Here is a 19,301-nt window from a genome sequence, read left to right as displayed (position 1 = left end):
CGAAATACTCCAGTCAGCGCCCACACGAATTACTTGGTCAATTTGTTAAAGAGCGTTTGAGCCGTTGCTCAATCAAGGTGGCGTATTCTACATCGTCTCGCCGCCTTGTCAACCGTTTAATTAAAGAATTTTCAAACTCGTTTTCTTTAATACTTTCAAACAGTTGTCCTTCTCAGATCACCCGTCTCAGCGGTGTGTCCCTCGAAGGAGATGCGCATTCTACAGACGCACAGGAATCTGTCAACGGCCATTTTGAAATAAACTCAAAATAGCCGAAAATCGATCAAACAGTGATCAATATACGGGCAATCTTCTTCTTTCCCGCCTGAATCACACAAGTATCACCTTCAACGAAGGCGCGATCGCCCTCAAATTTCTGACCATCAACAAAAACAGCACCACGCCCCAGAACATCTCGGGCAGCAGCCCCATTCTTAACAAGACCCGCCATTCGCAGCAAAGACGCCATGACTATTTCAGATTGCCCCTCTAGAGAAACCTCTACCAAAGGTACGTTCTCTGGAATTTCACCCAGCGCAACCCGATTACCAGCAGACTTATGCGCCGTCCTTGCCGCCTCTTCATTATGGAAGCGAGTAATAATCTCTTCTGCCAGCAGCTTCTTATAGTCTTGTGGGTTAGCCCCCTCCTCTACCGCCTTCTGGAACTCGGCCACTTCTGCAAGCGGTCGGAAGCTCAACAGCTCAAAGTAGCGCCAGAGTAATTCATCAGGCACAGAAAGAAGCTTGGTGTACATTTCGCCGGGCGCGTCATTAACACCTATATAGTTGCCCAGCGACTTGGACATCTTCTGAACGCCATCCAGCCCCTCCAATATCGGCATGGTCAAGACAGCTTGGGGTGCCTGCCCATAGTGCTTCTGCAAGATACGCCCCATCAGAAGGTTAAACTTCTGATCTGTACCACCACACTCAACATCCGCTTCCAGCGCAACAGAGTCGTAGCCTTGTATCAAGGGATAAAGAAACTCGTGTATGGCAATAGGCTGCTCGGCACGGTAGCGCTTGGTGAAATCATCACGCTCCAACATGCGGGCAACGGTATACTGGCCCGCCAGCTGGATCATATCTGCTGCGGCCATCTTGCTCATCCATTCGGAGTTGAAGACCACCCGGGTTTTCTTCGGGTCCAGAATCTTGAACACCTGCTCTTTATAGGTAATCGCGTTTTGGGCGACCTCTTCATCCGTTAGCGGGGGACGAGTAGCACTCTTGCCGGACGGATCGCCGATCTTTCCGGTAAAATCACCGATAAGAAAGATCACCTCGTGCCCAAGATCCTGAAATTGGCGCAGCTTATTAATGAGCACAGTGTGCCCAAGATGCAAATCCGGGGCAGTAGGATCAAATCCTGCCTTGATACGCAAAGGGCGCCCTTCTTTTAACTTCGCAACCAGATCGTCTTCCGGTATCAGCTCGTCTACACCCCGCTTTAGTATCGCAAGCGCTTCATCGATAGATGCCATGAATCATTTATCCCCAATCGTTTTTGCATATAAATTATCAGTTACAGACTTCAACAAAAGAACTCTGTGAGTTACCTGGAGCCCTGCTAAAGTGTGAGTGCTCAATTTTTAAACAGAACCGGGCATTTTTAGCGGTCGCATTATAACAATGGCACCGCAAAAAATCCGGCTGACAGCGCATTAACCGTAATGTTCAGCGCTGTTCCGCGTGCTTTTTATACGGTAATCTGTTGCTCTCTACTTGAACAACAGCTTTAACTTGGCAGCACAAGCTGTCGGAATACGGATTGAAACAGATGCGACACGTGCTAAAAATGTTTCCAAAAACTCATATTACCATTGCTGCCGCTGCAACCGCTGTAGTGTCTGCGGCGATTCTGATGAGCCCCAGCGCAGAAGTTGAGGCTAACCGGATGTCCTATACTTTGGACCTAGAGCAAGGCAAGGCCTCAGTTGTCGCCTCTCATAAGCAGCAGAAACCCCTGACTGCACCTGCTGTAGAAGGGCAGGATCAACTCGCAGTTATTACCCCAGAGGCATCAGAGACTCCAGAGGTATCAGAGACTTCAGTGCCTGAAATCCCAGAGCCCTCGCCCCACCTTACCTGGCAAACATTCGATATTAAATCGGGCGACACCCTGTCTTCCCTCTTCAAGAACGCGGGATTCAACGACGGCACCATGCTTTCCGTTATTCATGGCGAAGGTGAAGCTGACAAGCTGCAACGCCTTTACGCCGGTGAAACCATCCGCTTCGCAATTGACAAGGATGGCGGGCTTGCAGCAGTGGAACTCCAGCGCAGCCGCCTCGAAACACTAAAAATCGAAAAGCAGGAAGACTCCTATTCAGGCCAAACCGAAATGCGTAAGCCTGAACCCAAGCCAGCTTATGCTTCCGGCACCATTGATGGTTCTCTCTACCTTGCAGCGCGCGAAGCGGGACTTAACGACCGCCTGACCATGGAGCTCTCAGGAATTTTCGGCTGGGACATCGACTTTGTTTACGACGTCCGTAAAGGCGACCAGTTCGAAGTTGTCTATGAAGAGTTGTATCTCGACGGTGAAAAATTCAGCACAGGCCGCATTCTGTCTGCCCGCTTCATAAACCGTGGCGAAGAAAACGTTGCGCTCCTTTATACGGACAGCAATGGCGATAGCGATTACTACACGCCCGCTGGCAAAAGCATGCGCAAAGCTTTCCTGCGCACGCCTATCGACGCACGCATCTCTTCTTCCTTTAACCTCCAACGCCGTCACCCGGTACTAGATGTAGTACGCCCTCATGAAGGCACAGACTATGCCGCCCCTCCGGGGTCTCCGATCAAAGCGGCCGGCAATGGCAGGGTTCAGTTTTCTGGCTGGAAAGGTGGCTATGGCCGCACAATTGTCCTGAAGCACGGTGACAACATCACCACGCTATACGCACACATGAGCCGGATTGCCAAGGGTGTAAAAAACGGCGCCCGGGTCAAGCAGGGGCAAACCATTGGCTACGTTGGTTCGTCAGGCATGGTAACCGGCCCGCACCTGCACTATGAGTTCCGGGTTAATGGCTCCCCCCGCAATTCCCGGACTGTAAAACTCCCGGATGCACAACCAATTCCGGCAGCCGAAATGGCTCGATTCAGAAAGCATACACAGCAGCAGGTTGCGCAATTTGAAGCTTTCCGGATGAACTACCAGCATCTCGCTTTGGCTTCGGAAAACTGAGCCACATGGACACCTGGATAGGACTGATGTCTGGCACCAGCATGGATGGCATAGATGCCGTGCTGGTGTCCTTTCAGGGCAAGGCTATCCACACTTACGAAACACATTCCTCCCCCTACCCGGAAGATCTTCGTAAGCGCTTGGCGCTGGCAAGCCAGAACCAGGCTTCTCCGGACGAAGTGGGTGAACTAGACACGTTAGTGGGCACTCTTTTCGCAGATGTAGCAGAAAACCTGATTCGCAAATCCTCAGCTGACAGATCGTCAATTCGTGCCATCGGGAGCCACGGACAAACCCTGCGCCATCAGCCTTCCGGCCCTGGCCGATTTTCACTGCAGATAGGTAATCCTTCAATCATTGCAGAAAGGACCGGAGTTACAACTATCGGTGATTTCCGCAGCCGGGATATGGCGGCAGGTGGCCAGGGGGCTCCGCTAGTACCCGCCTTCCATCAGCACTTTTTTGGCTCAGAAACGGAAGACAGATGCATCCTGAATCTCGGCGGCATAGCAAACATAACCTGGATTCCATCTGACCCAAATACTCTGGTGACCGGCTTTGATACCGGGCCTGCCAATGCTTTGATGGACGCGTGGTGCCAGGACCAAACCGGCCGCTCTTACGATGAAGACGGCCAGTGGGCCAATGAAGGCATTATTGACCAGTCATTGCTCAGTGACATGCTTTCAGACGCTTATTTCGAACGCCCGCCCCCCAAGAGCACTGGCAAGGAAAAGTTCAACCTTGAGTGGATCAAGACTCTGTTGAAGCGGCACGAAACGGTTCGTCCGGAAGATGTTCAGCGCACGCTAATGCAGTTGTCGGTGATAACGGCCACCCGGCAAATGCCCCAGTCACCTGCCATGGTAGTTTACGTGTGTGGAGGAGGGGCTCGGAACCAACCATTCATGAGGGAACTTTCTCAAGCGCTAAGCCCAATCCGTGTACTCAGCACCGCTGAGCTAGGCCTGGATCCGCAATGGGTTGAGCCCACAGCTTTCGCATGGCTAGCCAGACAAACAATGAACCGCAAACCAGGGAACCTGGCGGAAGTAACAGGCGCAAAAGGACCAAGGATACTGGGGGCAATCTACCCCGCATAAAGTCGGTGAACATTCCTGCTGGTCACCGACTTTTTCGGCAGGTTAAATCGTAAAGGAGCTTCCGCAACCACAGGTGGAGCTAGCATTGGGGTTCTGCACCACAAACTGAGATCCTTGCAAGCCTTCCTGGTAATCTATGGTTGCACCTACAAGATATTGATAACTCATGGGGTCTACCAGCAAGACCGCTCCGTTCCGCTCAATTACGGTATCTTCCTCATCTTGGGTTTCATCGAACGAGAATCCGTACTGGAAGCCGGAACATCCACCGCCGGTGACAAAAACGCGCAGCCGGAGGTCGGAATTGTTCTCCTCATCAACCAATTCTCGTACTTTGTTGACCGCACTATCGCTGAAAAACAGCGGGGCTGCCATTTGCTGCTGGACTACACTCAAATTTGCCTCCGGATTACCTGATACAACTACATGGATTATGGTATTCCTGAGTAAAACAATCAACTATTCAGGTTTACCACTATCTGCCGCCGACAACTCCTCTTCACTTTCGTCAGGAAGCTCCCCGTTCGCTTCAGAGCGCGGGGCTTTATTATCCTGGGCCAGCAATGCCGACGGCTCACGCTGATGCACAAGGTTACCGTTTACTGACGATCCCATCGCCATCTGGATAAGATTGTAGTAAACACTACCGTTAATGGCCGCCTTTTCTGCAAGTTCCAGATGCGTTGAGGCGTAGACATCGCCATGAACTGTTCCATTGATAATTACGTGGGGCGCCGCTATATCCCCGGTCACCTCTCCTACCTCAGAAACTCGCAGGACGGCATCGCTGCCATCCTCAGCAAGCACTTTACCGCGTATGCGTCCATCAACATGCAAGCCCCCAGAAAAGTGCACGTCCCCTTCTATGGTCGTGCGGGAGGAAATCAGTGTGTCAAAGTTGCCTGCAGGCCGGCGGGGTTTCGCTTTTTTCTTGCCAAGCATTTCTAATTCTCCGTTAATTCATTCCAGTCGAATGTGCGCTCTGCCTGAGAGGACTTGCGCCCTTGGGCCTGCGCAACCACTTGTACTTCAAGTGGTTCGAAACCATCTGGCAATGTCAGCCTTCCTTCCACATCCTGAAAATAGCGGAACCGGAATTTCACACCAAGATCGTCTATTTCCTCAGAAAGGTCTCGCAGCGCAATGACTTCCTTTTCCTCATCGCGCATACCAATTACGTTGACGGCAACAACACCGCCAATATAGCTCTTGTTGTTACCAACTTGCGTAAGTACAAGTTTGAAATTGTAAACGCCTGCTTCGCGATCATTTGCCAGTGCAAGCCGATCAACCTGCAACCCTTTGCTGGTCTCAGAGGGCGCCATGATGTTCTTGTAGAATGTAAGATCCGACTGCAGGGAAGCTGCCCGGGTTTCGAGCTCAACAATTATGTTCCTGGCTTGATTGAGCGCCTGCTCATCAATCAGCTTGCCACGCTCGAGATTAACCAGACGCTGCTGTGCTTCGCGATAACTGGCTTCCAAGGCTGCGATTTTGCTTTCCAGTTGCTCATTGGATGCCGCCACACTGGTAGAGCGAAAGCCGCCTTGGGCCAAACCGGCCGTGTAGCCTGCTACTGCAGCCCCGACCGTGAATACAATCAGAATCAGCAGCCGCCTCAACCGGTATCCCGGTCGATGTCTGATAACAACATATTCTTCATTCGGCTTGCGTCGTTCGCTCACTGGCACTCCTTACGGCAGTAGCGCAGGAGCTTCAAGGCCCAGCGTTTCTTTTATACCAAACATGATGTTCATGTTCTGAACTGCCTGACCAGCTGCCCCTTTAACGAGGTTATCGATCACCGAGGTAACAATCACGATATTGCTTTGCTCCTGTCGGTGCAGAGCCATGCGGCATAAGTTGGCACCACGCACACTCCGGGTCTCCGGATGACTTCCAAATGGCATCACGTCTACAAATGGCTCGCTACGATAGCGCTCCTCAAACAACTCTTGCAGGCGATCGAAATCGGCAAGATTTTTCAGCTCTGCATAAAGCGTTGCTTCTATGCCACGTATCATCGGTACAAGATGAGGCACAAAGGTAACCCCGGCTTCTGTACCTGAAGCATCAGAAAGCCCTTGACGAATCTCCGGCAAGTGACGATGACCTGACGCACCATAGGCCTTGAAACTCTCGCCCACCTCACCGTGCAACATACCAATTTTGCCCTGACGGCCACCGCCACTGGTACCGGATTTCGCATCGGCAATCAGTCGGGTTGGGTCAACCAGATCATGCTCCAGAAGAGGTAAAAAACCTAGCTGGATAGCTGTTGGATAGCATCCCGGGTTGGCAACCAGTTGCGCCTTGGCAATTTCGTCCCGGGCAACTTCCGGAAGCCCATAAACGGCTTTCTCAACCCACTCTGGTGACTTATGGGGCATACCGTACCACTGAGACCAAACCTCCAGATCCTTCAGTCGGTAGTCTGCGGAGAGATCCACCACCCTCACCCCCGCAGCCATCAACTCCGGAATTAACCCCATGGCAACGGCGTGCGGCGTTGCAAAAAACACCAGATCACAGGCAGCCAGAACCTTGGGGTCTGGTTCAGAATAAGCCAGATCAAAGTGCCCACGAAGATTCGGGTACATATCGGACACCGGAACTCCGGCCTCAGATCTTGAGGTTATGCAGCTGACCGTGACTTCCGGATGAACAGCGAGAATTCTGAGGAGCTCAACGCCGGTATAGCCGGTGCCGCCCACAATGCCTACTTTAATCAACTTGCTCTCCAGCGACGTTGGGTAAGAATTTAGAAGGGTCTTTCTCTGTAGCTTAACGCCTTAGTCTATCATGATAAACCAACGACTCATTGCAGCTTGCAGGGCGGCAGTTACAATGATGTCAGAAACCCTGTGGAAGGCCACCCTCTTGTACCGGAACACCGGCACTCATGACTAAAGTCTGGCATCGGATTAACGAAGCAATATCCTCTGTTTTCACTCGCAGCTTGTCGGGAGTGGATTCTTTGCCGCAACTGGCTTTTCTCGGCCTGTTATCCGGGCTGGTTACAGGTGGCGTGATCCTCGTATTCCGGCTGGCTATTGAATGGCCGCTGGAGCACTTCCTTCCCGGTGAAGGCTCGGAAGCCTTTGAGAGCCTGGACCTTATTACCCGCGGCATACTACCTCTGGCGGGCGCGCTCGGTATTGGCCTGTTTCTACACCACCTTGCCACTCACGATCGGAAGGTTGGTGTCGTCCATGTGATGGAACGCCTGAATTACCACCAAGGGTACATCACTGTGCGAAGTGCCATTATCCAGTTCGTCGTGGGCGTGGGCACTGTCGTCACCGGGCAGTCCGCTGGCCGCGAGGGCCCTGCCGTTCATTTGGGCGCAGCCTTCTCGAGCCTGATGGGCCAATGGATGCGGTTACCCAACAACAGCATACGCACCTTGGTGGCCTGCGGCTGCGCTGCTGCCATTTCCGCTTCATTTAACACGCCGATTTCAGGCGTTATTTTCGCCATGGAAGTGGTGATGATGGAGTACACCATAGCCGGATTTACCCCCATTATTCTTGCGGCGGTCAGTGCTGCGGTGGTTACCCAGCTTGTGTATGGAGCGGAGCCGGCGTTTAACGTGCCCGCGCTGACCATGAACACATTTCTAGAGATCCCATGGGTTCTGGTGATTGCTGTTATTATCGGTCTTTCGGCGGCACTGTTCATTCATCTTGTCGACGCGATGGGGCGTTTCAGCCACCGACCTGTTTTGCTACGAGTTATGATTGCGGGCATGTTGATGGCCGTGGCTGCTGTAGTGGTTCCTGAAACCATGGGGATTGGGTACGACACCGTAAACGAAACCATGAACGGCGAACTCGGCTTCTGGCTGCTGCTGGGTGTAGGCGCTGCAAAACTGATCATTACCGCTCTGACAGTAGGTTTGGGCATGCCTAGCAGCATTATTGGCCCAACACTTGTTATGGGCGCCACACTTGGTGGTGCCCTGGGGCTCATCGGTGCCGACATATTTCCTGGCCATGCCTCTTCCGTTGGCTTTTATGCCATGCTCGGAATGGGCGCAATGATGGGCGCGGTTTTACAGGCTCCACTAGCTGCGCTCATGGCATTGATGGAGCTAACCCGAAACCCCAACATTATTCTCCCGGGGATGCTGGTAATTACCACAGCCACGCTCATTACGAGCGAGGCATTCGGAAAAAAATCCCTGTTCCTGACCGTACTTAAAAGCCAAGGCCTGAGCTATCAGAATTCACCGGTTATCCAGGCCTTGCGCCGGGTATCCGTGGCAGCAATTATGGATAAGGGCATACTGCGCATTAACAGGCACCTTACGGTGGAAGAAGCCCGCAAGGCGCTCCAGGCAGAACCTAAGTGGTTGATAGTTGATGGCAAAAACGGTCCCACAGCCTTGCTGCCCGCGGTTGACCTCGCCCGCTATCTGGAAGATGCTGCAGAAGCGCTCTCGGGCGATACGGGCGAACCCGTGGAATCCATTGATCTGATAGATATCCCCGCACACAGGCGTGACATCGCACCTGTGCAATATCAGGCCACCCTTGAAGAGGCAATGCACGAGTTCGAGAACACCAGTGCAGAAGCACTGTACGTGCAGCGCCTTGTGGCCCCCATGATTCAACGGGTCTACGGCGTTGTTCTTAAATCTGATATCGAAAGTTATTATCAATATCGACGGAGCTAGTAATGTTGTGGGTTAAAGCTTTTCACATAATTTCTCTGGTGTGCTGGTTTGCCGGCCTGTTTTATTTGCCCAGGTTATTTGTCTACCATGCCGCCTGCGAAGACGAGCCAGGGCGAGAGCGTTTCAAAATCATGGAGCGCAAGCTGTACCGGGGCATTACCACTCCTTCAATGGTTGCCACAGTGATATTTGGGACCTGGCTGCTCACTTACAACATGTCGGGCTACTTCAGCCAAGGCTGGCTGCATGTGAAGCTGTTGCTCGTGGCATTGTTGATCATCTATCACTTTTATTGCGGGCATCTCGTCAAAGTGTTCCGCGACGACCACAACACTCGCGGCCATGTGTTCTACCGCTGGTTCAACGAGTTGCCGGTGCTTATCTTGCTCGCAGTTGTTATTCTCGCTGTTGTTAAGCCGTTCTAGGGAGTTTTAGCAATCAAATACTACACTCGCCCCCAAGTACTTGTTCTTTCCGGCCTGGATCCTTCCGGCGGCGCCGGCATCCAGGCGGACATTCAGGCCATCACATCACTGGGGTGCCACCCGCTGCCAGTGCTGACTTGCCTGACTGTTCAGGATACCCGGAATGTATACGGTGCCGAAGCCGTCAACCCCGAACTGATCCGCGAACAACTCAGATGCATCTCCGAGGATGCCCCCATACATGCGGTGAAAACCGGTGCATTGGGTAATTCTGAGGTGGTGGACGTCTTGGTGGAATTTCTTGAAAAGCACCCGGATATCCCGGTGATAACCGACCCGGTAATCAAGGCGGCGGGTGGTGGTGACCTGGCGGATGACGAATTGCTTGTCACCATGAAGGAACGGCTGTTCCCACTGGCCGAAATGATCACCCCGAATGGCATTGAACTGGAGTTGCTGGGCGAAAATTCCAGCCCGGCCGAGGCCGCACGCAAGCTGCTCGAAAAGGGTTGCACGTCGGTGCTGGCAACTGGCGGCCATGGCACCGGTATTCGCATCACCAATACACTCTATAACCACTCCCCCACACCCATCTCGTGGGAACTTGATCGTATTGGCGGCGAGCATCACGGTACCGGCTGCACACTTGCAGCGGCAATTTCTGCAGGGCGAGCGCTGGGGCTCTCCCCCCGAGCCGCCATTTCCCAAGCTCAGAACTACGTACACCGAGCGATTTTGCATGCTCTTGAGGTAGGTAAAGGCCAGCCGGTTCCGGATCGAGGCATTCTGTGGGAACAGTAGACAATCCGGTTCCGATTGGGCTTTATGCCATTACCGACAGCCAGCTTACACCATCGGCAACATTGGTTGCTTCAGTGGAGGCAGCTATTCTCGGTGGTGCAGTAATCGTGCAGTACCGGGAAAAGTCTGCACCCATGGCGGAGCGCCTGGCCCAAGCAAGAAATCTGCAATCCGTATGCGCCACTACAGACATCCCCCTGCTGATTAACGATGATATAGAACTGGCAAAACGCATAGGTGCAGCCGGCGTCCACCTTGGCCAAGGCGATAGCTCAGCTACCGAGGCCCGCCAGCTGCTTGGTGATAATGCAATTATCGGCATCACCTGCCATGCCAACATCAAGATGGCCGAGGCTGCCACCGCGGCAGGCGCTGATTACCTGGCATTTGGCCGGTTTTTCACATCTTCAACCAAACCGGATGCCCCGCCCGCCGCAACCAACATATTGGCCGAAGCCAAACGTTTCAGCCTGCCGGTCACAGCCATTGGCGGCATCACCACAGATAATGGTGAGCGTCTTATCCGGGCTGGCGCCGATTTACTGGCCGTCGTTGGCGGGCTTTTCGGGGGTAATCCCGAAACCACAAAACAGAAGGCAAAAGATTTTCAGAGGCTGTTTGCCAGCCACCATCCATTCTTTTCAACTCCCCATAAACAGGAGTCTTAGCACATGTCACATTCCGAATCCCTGTTCGAACAGGCTCAGAAGTATATCCCGGGGGGTGTTAACTCCCCGGTTCGCGCATTCCGCGGTGTGGGCGGCACCCCTGTTTTTTTCAAACATGCCGAAGGCGCCTATCTATACGACGAAGATGGCAAGCGCTATATCGATTACATTGGCTCTTGGGGGCCGATGATTCTTGGTCATTCAGATCCCCGCATTAAAGAGGCTCTGCATGCTCAAGTCGACCTTGGCGTTGGTTACGGCGCACCCACGTCCATTGAAACCGACATGGCGCGAAAGGTATGCGAACTCGTACCCTCCATTGATCTTGTGCGCATGGTTAACTCAGGCACCGAGGCCACCATGAGCGCGATTCGCTTGGCTCGCGGTTACACTGGGCGCGAAAAAATCGTCAAGTTCGAAGGCTGCTATCACGGGCATGTGGATTCTTTGCTCGTTAAGGCTGGCTCTGGCGCTCTAACGCTGGGCGTACCCAACTCACCGGGCATACCTGCCAGCCTTGCAGAGCTCACCCTGACTCTCGACTTCAACGATATCGAAGGTGTTCGTAATACCTTTAAAGAAATGGGCGACGAGATCGCGGCCATTATTGTCGAGCCTGTTGCGGGCAACATGAACTGCATTCCTCCAGTTCCGGGCTTTCTTGAATGCCTGCGCGAAGTCTGCGATGAGCATGGGACCGTTCTGATTTTTGACGAAGTAATGTCTGGTTTCCGTGTATCTCTTGGCGGGGCTCAGGGTCTATATGGCGTTACTCCGGATCTGACAGCGCTAGGCAAGGTAATCGGTGGTGGTCTACCTGTGGGCGCCTTTGGTGGCAAGCGTGAAATCATGGAGCATATTGCACCACTTGGCCCGGTGTACCAGGCTGGCACGCTGAGCGGAAACCCTCTGGCCATGAGCGCCGGCTTGGCAACTCTGAATGCGATCTCCGAGCCGGGTTTTCACGATCGCCTGACCAAGAAAACGGTTGCGCTGCGGGATGGATTGAAAGCTGCGGCAGATGCTGCTGGCATCCCTCTGGCTGTTCAGGGCGCAGGCGCTATGTTCGGTTTCTTCTTTACAGAAGAATCCAGCGTTACCAGCTTTGAGCAGGTAATGGCTTGCGACGCTGAGCGCTTCAAGAAGTTCTTCCAGGGCATGTTGCAAGAAGGCATATACCTCGCGCCGTCTGCCTTCGAGGCTGGTTTCACCAGCGATGCACTGTCGGACGAAGATATTGCCGATACGATTGCTGCAGCTACAAAGGTATTCGCAACGCTTTAATTGACCAAGCGATAAACGGCACCCGGCAGGACTTCTAAGCCACGTCCTGCCGGGGCAGCCTGAGACCCCCGTCACACTTCCTTCCTATCCTCGTAAGATTTGCCCTTTTAGCCGTTGACTATAAAACCCAGCTGATCAAATTATGGCCAAGTGTCCGTAGAGATACGCTGACGGCGAACATCTAACAAAAAAAACATGGAAGTCAGTGCACAGAGGTTCTGCGCCATTCGTTTTGGCACAGGCATGAAGTATCTGGAACAGCCCGTTAGGTTGCGCCGCAGTTTGAATAAAAAACACAACCTCAAACTGTAGGAAAAGCCATGAAACTCTGGATCAAAACACTCGCTCTGGTTGTGACCATAGCCTGGTCAGCCCCCTCCGCCGCCTGGTGGTGGAAGCCTGCAAATTATGCCGACACTCAATATCCAATAGTGCTGGTACACGGCATGTTCGGCTTCGATTCCATTATCGGCGTAGACTACTGGTACGGCATTGCGGAAGATCTTCGCAGGAACGGAGCAGATGTATACACCTCTCAGGTTCCTGCGCTGGAAAGCACCATTGCCCGAGGTGAGGTGCTGCTTTCGCAAGTAGAATCCATTGCTGCCGTGCACGGCAAAGTAAACCTGGTAGGCCATAGCCACGGTGGGCCCACTGCCCGTTACGTTGCCCGGGTACGGCCTGATCTGGTTGCTTCAGTCACTTCCATAGGCTCGCCTCACAAGGGTTCCAACGTTGCCGATGTTATCGTGAACTCACCGGCCAGTGGCTTGGCAGGCACTCTGGGCAACGCACTTGGTGGCCTGATCGATCTGATTTCTGGCGGCGGGTATGACCAGAATATGGAAGCAAGCCTGCAATCTCTCACAACCCAAGGCAGTGCACAGTTCAATAACTTTGCACCAGCAGGCATTCCGACAACCGCATGCGGTGAAGGTGCTTACTCCGCAAACGGCGTTCGCTTCTATTCCTGGGGTGGCACTGGCGTACTCACCAACGTTCTGGACCCTTCTGATGCCCTGCTCGGCGTTACCAGCCTGGCAATGGGTTCATCTCAGCATGACGGCCTTGTAGAGCGCTGCAGCAGCCGCTTCGGCAAGGTTATCCGCGACAACTACTTCATGAACCATCTTGATGAAGTTAACCAAGCGCTGGGCTTGCACAGCTTGTTTGAGACAGACCCGAAAGCTGTGATCAAGCAACATGCAAACCGGTTGAAGAACGCTGGCTTGTAAGTGAGGAAAGACCCTGCCGGGTGTAGGTTTCGGCAGGGTCAGCAGCTCTTTTGGTTACAAGGCTGATGCGCGCTGCTCAGCCTGGTTCGCCCCAGCCACATTGCCCCGCGCCCTTCTGATATCCGCCAGCAATAGCCAGCCTGCCCGCTGCATACGAGCATCACTACCGGCCAACGACAACCCCTTCAGCGTAAACTGCTCAGCAGGACCGAGCTTGTTAGCCGCCACGTAGGCTTCCGAGAGTTTAAAGTAGACCTCTGCGGACCGAGGCGCGATGCGCTGGGCTCGCTCCAAACGAACAATCGCCCCCTGGGTATCACCACTTTTTAAAAGGCCATCCGCTTCTCGTACCAAGCCAAGTGCTGCCGGTGAAAGTTCATCCCCTGCTTCTCGATAGCTCGGCTTGTTACTGCGCTGGGGCTGTGGTGCTGGCTCCCTGTCTACCGTTTGTTCGCTTTTACGCCAAACTTGCACCTCTTCTTTCTCCGCTGTTTGCGGAGGCTCCGGTGCAGGTTCAGCACCCCCAACAGGCACATAAACAGGGCCGCCCGGGCCAGCCGCGCAGCCGGCCAGACTCAATAGAGCTACCAACATACCTGCGTGTAAAACACCTTGCCTACTCATTGGAACAATCCTTCAAACCAGCTTCGAATTTTACGCTCAAAGGTGCCACCACAAGACACCCTTTGCGTTGGTTCACTGCCCGATATAAACGGCAGAAGGCGGGCATTATCGCAATGCTCATCGGTTAATGCCTGTTTTTCGGGGTTTACCCAGTGGTAACTCACCCCATCAGGCATTACCGGAGAAAAACCGTGTTGTGGCACTTGCGCCATGAAACGCGACCAAACCGGCAAGGCACCCGACGCCCCGGTTAACGCAGTTGGTCCATTATCGTCCCGCCCTACCCAGGCAACCGCCAGCAAGTCACCACTGAACCCGGCAAACCAGGCATCGCGACCACCATCCGTAGTTCCGGTTTTACCGGCCAGGGTCAACTCTTCAGGAACCGTGTAATACGCTGAGCGCCCTGTGCCTTCCTGCATGGTTTCCTGCATGGCGTACTGCAGCAGATGCACCGCGGCCGGGTCTGCCACTTGATCCACCTCCAGACTATAGCGCGAGAGGGCTCCGCCACTGGAATCCGTCACTTCTCTGATGGTGCGCAGCGGCGTGTTAAACCCGGATGTGGCCAGACCTTGATATATTTGGGCGACGGTAACGGGGCTCATGGCAACAGAACCCAGCAACATTGAAGGGTATTCCGAAATTGGCGAAACCACACCGAAGGCACGCAGGGTTTTGCGAACTGCCGGCACACCAACGTCCAAGCCTACGCGCACTGCGGGCAGATTGTAAGATTTGGAAAGGGCACGATGCAGAGGCACTTCACCGCGCTCTTCGCCATCGTAGTTCTTTGGCTGCCAGCGCCGCCCGTCATCAAACTCGAGCGTGAATGACTTATCCAATACGGGTGTCATCAAGGTATAGCGATCAGGCTGTTCCAGTGCGGTCAGATAGGTAAAAGGCTTGATCAGCGATCCTATGGGGCGATTGGCATCCAGCGCCCGGTTGAACCCGGCAAACTGCGGGTCTTTTCCACCAACCAAAGCCAACACTTCACCCGTATCCTTGGCGGTCACTACGAGTGTAGCTTCCAAGGCTTTTGCAGCTTCTCCGCGAGCCAGCCTTGGCAAAGTATCCGTAACGGCAAACTCGGCAGCATACTGAATCGCAGGATTCAGGGTTGTGAATATCCGCAGGCCTTCACTGCGCAGATCTTCCTCTTTGTAATCCCGGGACAAATGGCGCCGAACAAGGTCTATGTAGGCGGGATAGCGGTTTTCCGAGTACGAAGGTTTAGCGCTAACACCCAGCGGTAAACCTCGGGCTCTGGCAGCCTTTGAGGGCTCCACAAGGCCCGCATCTTCCATTTCGCTAATAACCAGGTTCCGGCGTTTTGTTGCCCGCTCCGGGTGCCGGCGGGGGTTGTAATAGCTTGGCCCTTTGACCATGCCCACCAGCAAGGCTATCTGGTGCACATCCAGATCTTTCAATGACTCGCCAAAGAAGAACTGGCTGGCCAATCCAAACCCATTGATGCTGCGAGTACCCGCCTGTCCCAGATACACTTCATTCAGGTAAGTTTCCAGAATGTCGTCCTTCTCGTAGTGCAGCTCGAGCAAGATGGACATCAAGGCTTCGTTTCCCTTGCGGAGCAGGGTCTGGTCCCGGGTCAGGAAGAAGTTTTTTACCAGTTGCTGTGTGAGGGTGCTGCCGCCCTGAACGATCTGCCCGGCACGTATATTTGCCAGCATGGCGCGGGCTATGCTGGCTGGCGCTATCCCGAAGTGGCTATAAAACTTTCGATCTTCCACTGCCATCAAGGCCTCAGGCAACAGCTCAGGCACTTCTTCAAGGCGCACCAGAATGCGATCTTCCTTGTGTGCCGGGTATATTCCACCAATTCGGGCGGGCTCAAGCCGCACTATGGCGGCTTTGTCGCCCGCAGACACAGAAAAATCCTGAATCCGGTCCCCATAGATATTCAGCGACAGTTTTCTTCTGGGCTCATCGCCATCAGGGTAACGAAAGCCGCGGGTGCTGATAACAAAGTGGCCGCCACTGCGGCGATAACTGCCTGGCTTTGCGCCGTCACCCTTACGATAGCCCGAAAGCGCCAATTCCCGCTCCAGAGCACCCGAGCCCACACTCGCTCCATCGTAGAGTTCCAGGGGCCGTGCATACACCCGGGAAGGCACTTCAAAGCGCCGCCCTTCAAATCTGGACGTAACAACAGCATCGAGGTAGACCATCCAGCAAGCGAGTAGCACAAGGCCTACGGCCGACACTCGCATCACCAATTTCCAGAACCAGGGCCGGCGTGAGTTTCGAAGGTTTTTCTTCTGGGCTTTTCTATTGGGCTTTTTTGCAGAGGCGCTGTTTTTTTTCATGTAAGGATTATAACGAAGCCTGTACAAGATAAGGCAGGCCAACTATGTGTTATTTCTGTAACCTGCCCGTTATGATGGGACGATAAAACTTCAATAAGTTCAGGGAAGCGAGGAGCACACCGTGAGTGAAACATCCCCAGGCAATCTGTTGCTGGCACTGCAGAACCCCGCATTATATCACCACCCGGTAGATGGATTTCAGATTATCGAAACTCACATATCCCAAGTAATTCTGACGGGTCAGTATGCCTATAAAATCAAAAAACCTGTGGATTTCGGGTTTCTTGACTTCTCCACTCTGGAACGCCGCAAGCACTTTTGTGAAGAAGAGCTGCGCCTGAACCGTCGCCTTGCTGAGCCGCTTTACCTCGAAGTGGTTCCGATTACCGGCAGCCCTGAGAAACCCGTTATTGGGGGTGACGGCGAGCCATTTGAATACATGCTTAAAATGCGTCAATTCCGGCAAAACCAGTTGCTTGATCAGCAGCAGGAGTCAGGCGAACTGAAACCAGAACTGCTTTCCAGCCTGGCGCAACAGGTGGCTAATTTCCACAACAGCCTGGAGCCGATTCCCGACGACAAACCCTTGGGCACGCCGGAAGCCGTCTACGCGGCCATGCAGGAAAACTTTGACCAGATCAGACCACTAATCAGCGATGCAGCCTTGATCAGCCAGCTCGACAACCTCGAAGCCTGGACCCAGACCACCTTCGAGCGCCACCGTGATCTGATTATACAACGCCGGCAAGACGGCTATGTGCGTGAGTGCCACGGCGACCTGCATTTGGCTAACATCACTGTTTACAAGGGCAAAGTCACCGTATTCGACTGCATCGAATTCAACGAGCCCTTTCGCTGGATTGATGTCATCAATGATCTTGCGTTTTTACTGATGGATCTTGAATCCCGGCGCGAGTCAGCCTTGGCGAACCTTGTTCTGAACACCTACCTGGAATACCGGGGCGACTTTGAAGCCTTGCCCCTGCTGCCGCTGTACAAGGCCTACCGCGCAATGGTCAGGGCCAAAATTGCACTCTTTACGCTGGGAAATCCTTCCCTGGATGAGCAGGAAAAAGACAAGCTGATGCAGCATTACCGCGACTACGCCCAGCTTGCTGAGAGCTACAGCAACATTCCAAATCGTTTCCTGCTGGCCACCGTAGGTCTCTCTGCCAGTGGAAAAACCTGTGTGAGTGCAGCTATGTCCGCCGAACTGGACCTCATCCGCCTAAGGTCAGACATAGAGCGCAAGCGCATGTATGGGCTTACGCCGCTAGAAGACAGCCAATCGCCCACCGGAGCAAACCTTTATTCTGCCGAGGTCAATGAAAAAACCTACGTGCGCTTGGCGACTCTTGCCACCAACCTGCTCGCTGCTGGCATGCCCGTTATCATCGATGCCGCCTGCCTGAAGGAAAAGGAACGTGCCTTGTTTGCAGCAGTGGCCGAAAGCCAGGGTGTGCCCTTTGCCCTGGTTCACTGCGAAGCGCCTGAAGACCTACGCAAAGAATGGATACGCAACCGCGAGGGCGATGCTTCCGAGGCGACAGTGGAGCTATTGGATGCACAGAAAGATTGGTATGAGCCCCTCACAGCCGAAGAAAAAACCTACACGGTCCAACTGCGCAGCGATCAGGAACACGTTGCAGAAGCTGTGGCAGAGCGCATACGCCAACATTTTGGCCTGCCCCTTGGTTAAAACTGGCAGCTCCTGGCTGCCGGTGTGCACCAGGGCGGAATTGCAGGCGGGGCGATTTATAGAATTCACAATGCCCCGCACCGAGGCAGAACTTGCAAAGCACCCCGACACTTTGCCGCTGACAGGCTTCGTGTTTCTCGACGGTGCCACGCCCAGAGCCTATCTGAACCGATGCCCTCATATGGGCGTTGAACTGAACTGGAAACCAGGCCGATTTATGGATTCCGACAATCTGTTCCTGCAATGCTCAACTCATGGCGCCCTGTTCAAGCCCAAGGATGGAGAATGCATTGCAGGGCCTTGCCAAGGCGATGCCCTCACCGCCCTGGACCTGCAGGAATCTGGTGGGGTTCTGGAAGTCAGGCTTCCAGAATAACCGGAACTGACTCCATCAGGGCCATCCTGCCTGATGGGTTGCCATCGGCTCCGCTCAGGTCTGCCTGGTAGGCCAAGATCTCCACGCCCGCATCCTTCGCCTGTCGCAAGAGCTGACCGTAGCGCGGATCAATATGATCCGCGGGCCGCACGCTGTTAATGCCGGTATGATTCACCACAAAAAACAGCACTGCACGATCACCCAAGGCAACCTGAGCCATGAGTTCGCGCAGATGTTTCTGGCCTCGGGTTGTTACCGCATCAGGAAAGTAACCCTGGCCGCTTTCCTCAAGAGTTACGTTTTTTACTTCCACCCAGGCATCTGGCTTTGATTCATGGCCCGCCAGCAATAGATCGATCCGACTCTTCTCCTCGCCATACCGTACCTCCGACCGAATATCGCTGTAACCAGAAAGTTCAGTAACACGCCCCGCTGCAATAGCCTCCCTCGCTTGGGCATTGGGCCTTGCTGTGTTCACACACGCAAGCATTCCAGGGGCAGTTTCAACCAGCTCCCAAGTGAACGGCAGCTTGCGTGCGGGGTTATTGCTACGACTAAGCCACACCCTGCCATTAGATGGCTGGCAGCCCAGCATGGAGCCGGTATTCGGGCAGTGGGCCGTTACCTCCTCGCCACCAGGCAATCGTACGTCGGCCAGGAAGCGCTTATAACGTCGAATCAAGCGCCCCTCTATCAAAGGTTCGGGGAATTTCATAAGCTCTCCAATACTGATGCAGGCATCACAGGGCTGGCACCTCTGTGACTAATCTGCTATTTTCCGCAAAATCCCGTTTCAGGACGACTGCTTCATCCAAGTGATAACCGCGCCGCGACGGGGGCTGGCGCGCAGGGAAGCACAGCGTTCTTGTGAGGTATATAAAAA

19 protein-coding genes are annotated in these 19,301 nt (G+C 53.8%); 11 read left to right on the top strand and 8 right to left on the bottom strand.

The window, feature by feature from the left end; all coding sequences use genetic code 11:
* Positions 1 to 272, top strand: a 272-nt coding sequence (locus CDH47_RS17605) for a hypothetical protein (protein WP_205077545.1), incomplete at its 5' end; no start/stop codon positions are given.
* An 11-nt stretch (positions 273 to 283) separates the two neighbouring features.
* Here the strand turns inward: CDH47_RS17605 and tyrS are convergent.
* Positions 284 to 1,486, bottom strand: coding sequence for a tyrosine--tRNA ligase (gene tyrS, locus CDH47_RS07960; protein ID WP_100639304.1), 1,203 nt, complete (start codon positions 1,484 to 1,486; stop codon positions 284 to 286).
* A 305-nt stretch (positions 1,487 to 1,791) separates the two neighbouring features.
* Between tyrS and CDH47_RS07955 the strand changes: the two genes are divergently transcribed.
* Positions 1,792 to 3,195, top strand: coding sequence for a M23 family metallopeptidase (locus CDH47_RS07955; RefSeq protein WP_100639357.1), 1,404 nt, complete (start codon positions 1,792 to 1,794; stop codon positions 3,193 to 3,195).
* Positions 3,196 to 3,200: 5 nt separating this feature from the next.
* On the top strand, positions 3,201 to 4,298 hold the full coding sequence (locus tag CDH47_RS07950) for an anhydro-N-acetylmuramic acid kinase (RefSeq protein ID WP_100639303.1): 1,098 nt from the start codon (positions 3,201 to 3,203) through the stop codon (positions 4,296 to 4,298).
* A gap of 42 nt (positions 4,299 to 4,340) precedes the next feature.
* On the opposite strand, the gene erpA is transcribed toward CDH47_RS07950, so the two are convergent.
* From erpA to argC, 4 genes are all read right to left on the bottom strand, one after another.
* The gene (erpA, locus tag CDH47_RS07945) at positions 4,341 to 4,673 is read right to left on the bottom strand and encodes an iron-sulfur cluster insertion protein ErpA (protein WP_205077552.1); all 333 of its coding nucleotides are present in this window, start codon (positions 4,671 to 4,673) and stop codon (positions 4,341 to 4,343) included.
* A gap of 84 nt (positions 4,674 to 4,757) precedes the next feature.
* On the bottom strand, positions 4,758 to 5,240 hold the full coding sequence (locus CDH47_RS07940) for a bactofilin family protein (protein ID WP_100639301.1): 483 nt from the start codon (positions 5,238 to 5,240) through the stop codon (positions 4,758 to 4,760).
* 2 nt (positions 5,241 to 5,242) lie between these two features.
* Complete coding sequence (locus CDH47_RS07935) at positions 5,243 to 5,983, bottom strand: DUF6776 family protein (RefSeq protein ID WP_100639300.1); 741 nt, start codon at positions 5,981 to 5,983, stop codon at positions 5,243 to 5,245.
* A gap of 9 nt (positions 5,984 to 5,992) precedes the next feature.
* Positions 5,993 to 7,030 carry an N-acetyl-gamma-glutamyl-phosphate reductase gene (gene argC, locus CDH47_RS07930; protein ID WP_100639299.1) on the bottom strand — a complete coding sequence of 346 codons (1,038 nt, stop codon included), beginning with the start codon at positions 7,028 to 7,030 and terminating at the stop codon, positions 5,993 to 5,995.
* A gap of 170 nt (positions 7,031 to 7,200) precedes the next feature.
* Here argC and CDH47_RS07925 point away from each other — a divergent pair, with 170 nt between their 5' ends.
* The 6 genes from CDH47_RS07925 to CDH47_RS07900 all read left to right on the top strand — a co-directional run bounded on the left by CDH47_RS07925 (position 7,201) and on the right by CDH47_RS07900 (position 13,389).
* On the top strand, positions 7,201 to 8,976 hold the full coding sequence (locus CDH47_RS07925; protein WP_100639298.1) for a chloride channel protein: 1,776 nt from the start codon (positions 7,201 to 7,203) through the stop codon (positions 8,974 to 8,976).
* A gap of 2 nt (positions 8,977 to 8,978) precedes the next feature.
* Positions 8,979 to 9,401, top strand: coding sequence for a protoporphyrinogen oxidase HemJ (gene hemJ / locus CDH47_RS07920; protein ID WP_100639297.1), 423 nt, complete (start codon positions 8,979 to 8,981; stop codon positions 9,399 to 9,401).
* A 12-nt stretch (positions 9,402 to 9,413) separates the two neighbouring features.
* Positions 9,414 to 10,202, top strand: coding sequence for a bifunctional hydroxymethylpyrimidine kinase/phosphomethylpyrimidine kinase (gene thiD / locus CDH47_RS07915; RefSeq protein ID WP_420843671.1), 789 nt, complete (start codon positions 9,414 to 9,416; stop codon positions 10,200 to 10,202).
* Positions 10,190 to 10,870, top strand: coding sequence for a thiamine phosphate synthase (thiE, locus tag CDH47_RS07910; RefSeq protein WP_100639295.1), 681 nt, complete (start codon positions 10,190 to 10,192; stop codon positions 10,868 to 10,870). The genes thiD and thiE overlap by 13 nt, the downstream gene beginning before the upstream one ends.
* Positions 10,871 to 10,873: 3 nt before the next feature.
* The gene (hemL, locus tag CDH47_RS07905; RefSeq protein WP_100639294.1) at positions 10,874 to 12,154 is read left to right on the top strand and encodes a glutamate-1-semialdehyde 2,1-aminomutase; all 1,281 of its coding nucleotides are present in this window, start codon (positions 10,874 to 10,876) and stop codon (positions 12,152 to 12,154) included.
* A gap of 320 nt (positions 12,155 to 12,474) precedes the next feature.
* On the top strand, positions 12,475 to 13,389 hold the full coding sequence (locus tag CDH47_RS07900; protein ID WP_100639293.1) for a lipase family alpha/beta hydrolase: 915 nt from the start codon (positions 12,475 to 12,477) through the stop codon (positions 13,387 to 13,389).
* Between the two features lie 54 nt (positions 13,390 to 13,443).
* Here CDH47_RS07900 and CDH47_RS07895 read toward each other — a convergent pair whose 3' ends face one another.
* Both CDH47_RS07895 and mrcB read right to left on the bottom strand, forming a co-directional pair.
* Positions 13,444 to 14,013 carry a tetratricopeptide repeat protein gene (locus CDH47_RS07895; protein WP_100639292.1) on the bottom strand — a complete coding sequence of 190 codons (570 nt, stop codon included), beginning with the start codon at positions 14,011 to 14,013 and terminating at the stop codon, positions 13,444 to 13,446.
* Positions 14,010 to 16,343: a penicillin-binding protein 1B gene (gene mrcB / locus CDH47_RS07890; RefSeq protein ID WP_100639291.1), complete on the bottom strand. Its 2,334-nt coding sequence runs from the start codon at positions 16,341 to 16,343 to the stop codon at positions 14,010 to 14,012. Before mrcB ends, CDH47_RS07895 begins: the two co-directional genes overlap by 4 nt.
* Before the next feature lie 121 nt (positions 16,344 to 16,464).
* Here mrcB and CDH47_RS07885 point away from each other — a divergent pair, with 121 nt between their 5' ends.
* Together CDH47_RS07885 and CDH47_RS17695 are read left to right on the top strand one after the other, a co-directional pair.
* Entirely contained in the window at positions 16,465 to 18,042 is a 1,578-nt protein-coding gene (locus tag CDH47_RS07885) for a bifunctional aminoglycoside phosphotransferase/ATP-binding protein (protein ID WP_100639290.1), read from the top strand.
* Positions 18,035 to 18,418, top strand: a complete 384-nt coding sequence (locus tag CDH47_RS17695) for a Rieske (2Fe-2S) protein (RefSeq protein ID WP_275667846.1) — start codon at positions 18,035 to 18,037, stop codon at positions 18,416 to 18,418. Before CDH47_RS07885 ends, CDH47_RS17695 begins: the two co-directional genes overlap by 8 nt.
* On the opposite strand, the gene sfsA is transcribed toward CDH47_RS17695, so the two are convergent.
* Positions 18,402 to 19,133 carry a DNA/RNA nuclease SfsA gene (gene sfsA, locus CDH47_RS07875; protein ID WP_100639288.1) on the bottom strand — a complete coding sequence of 244 codons (732 nt, stop codon included), beginning with the start codon at positions 19,131 to 19,133 and terminating at the stop codon, positions 18,402 to 18,404. The two genes, CDH47_RS17695 and sfsA, sit on opposite strands and share 17 nt — an antisense overlap.
* Positions 19,134 to 19,301: the final 168 nt, after the last annotated feature.

The organism is Marinobacter salexigens (assembly GCF_002806945.1).
Classification (GTDB): Bacteria; Pseudomonadota; Gammaproteobacteria; order Pseudomonadales; family Oleiphilaceae; genus Marinobacter; species Marinobacter salexigens.
The sequence above is the reverse complement of the archived record's forward strand: the minus strand, read 5'-3'. Positions and strand labels throughout refer to the sequence as shown.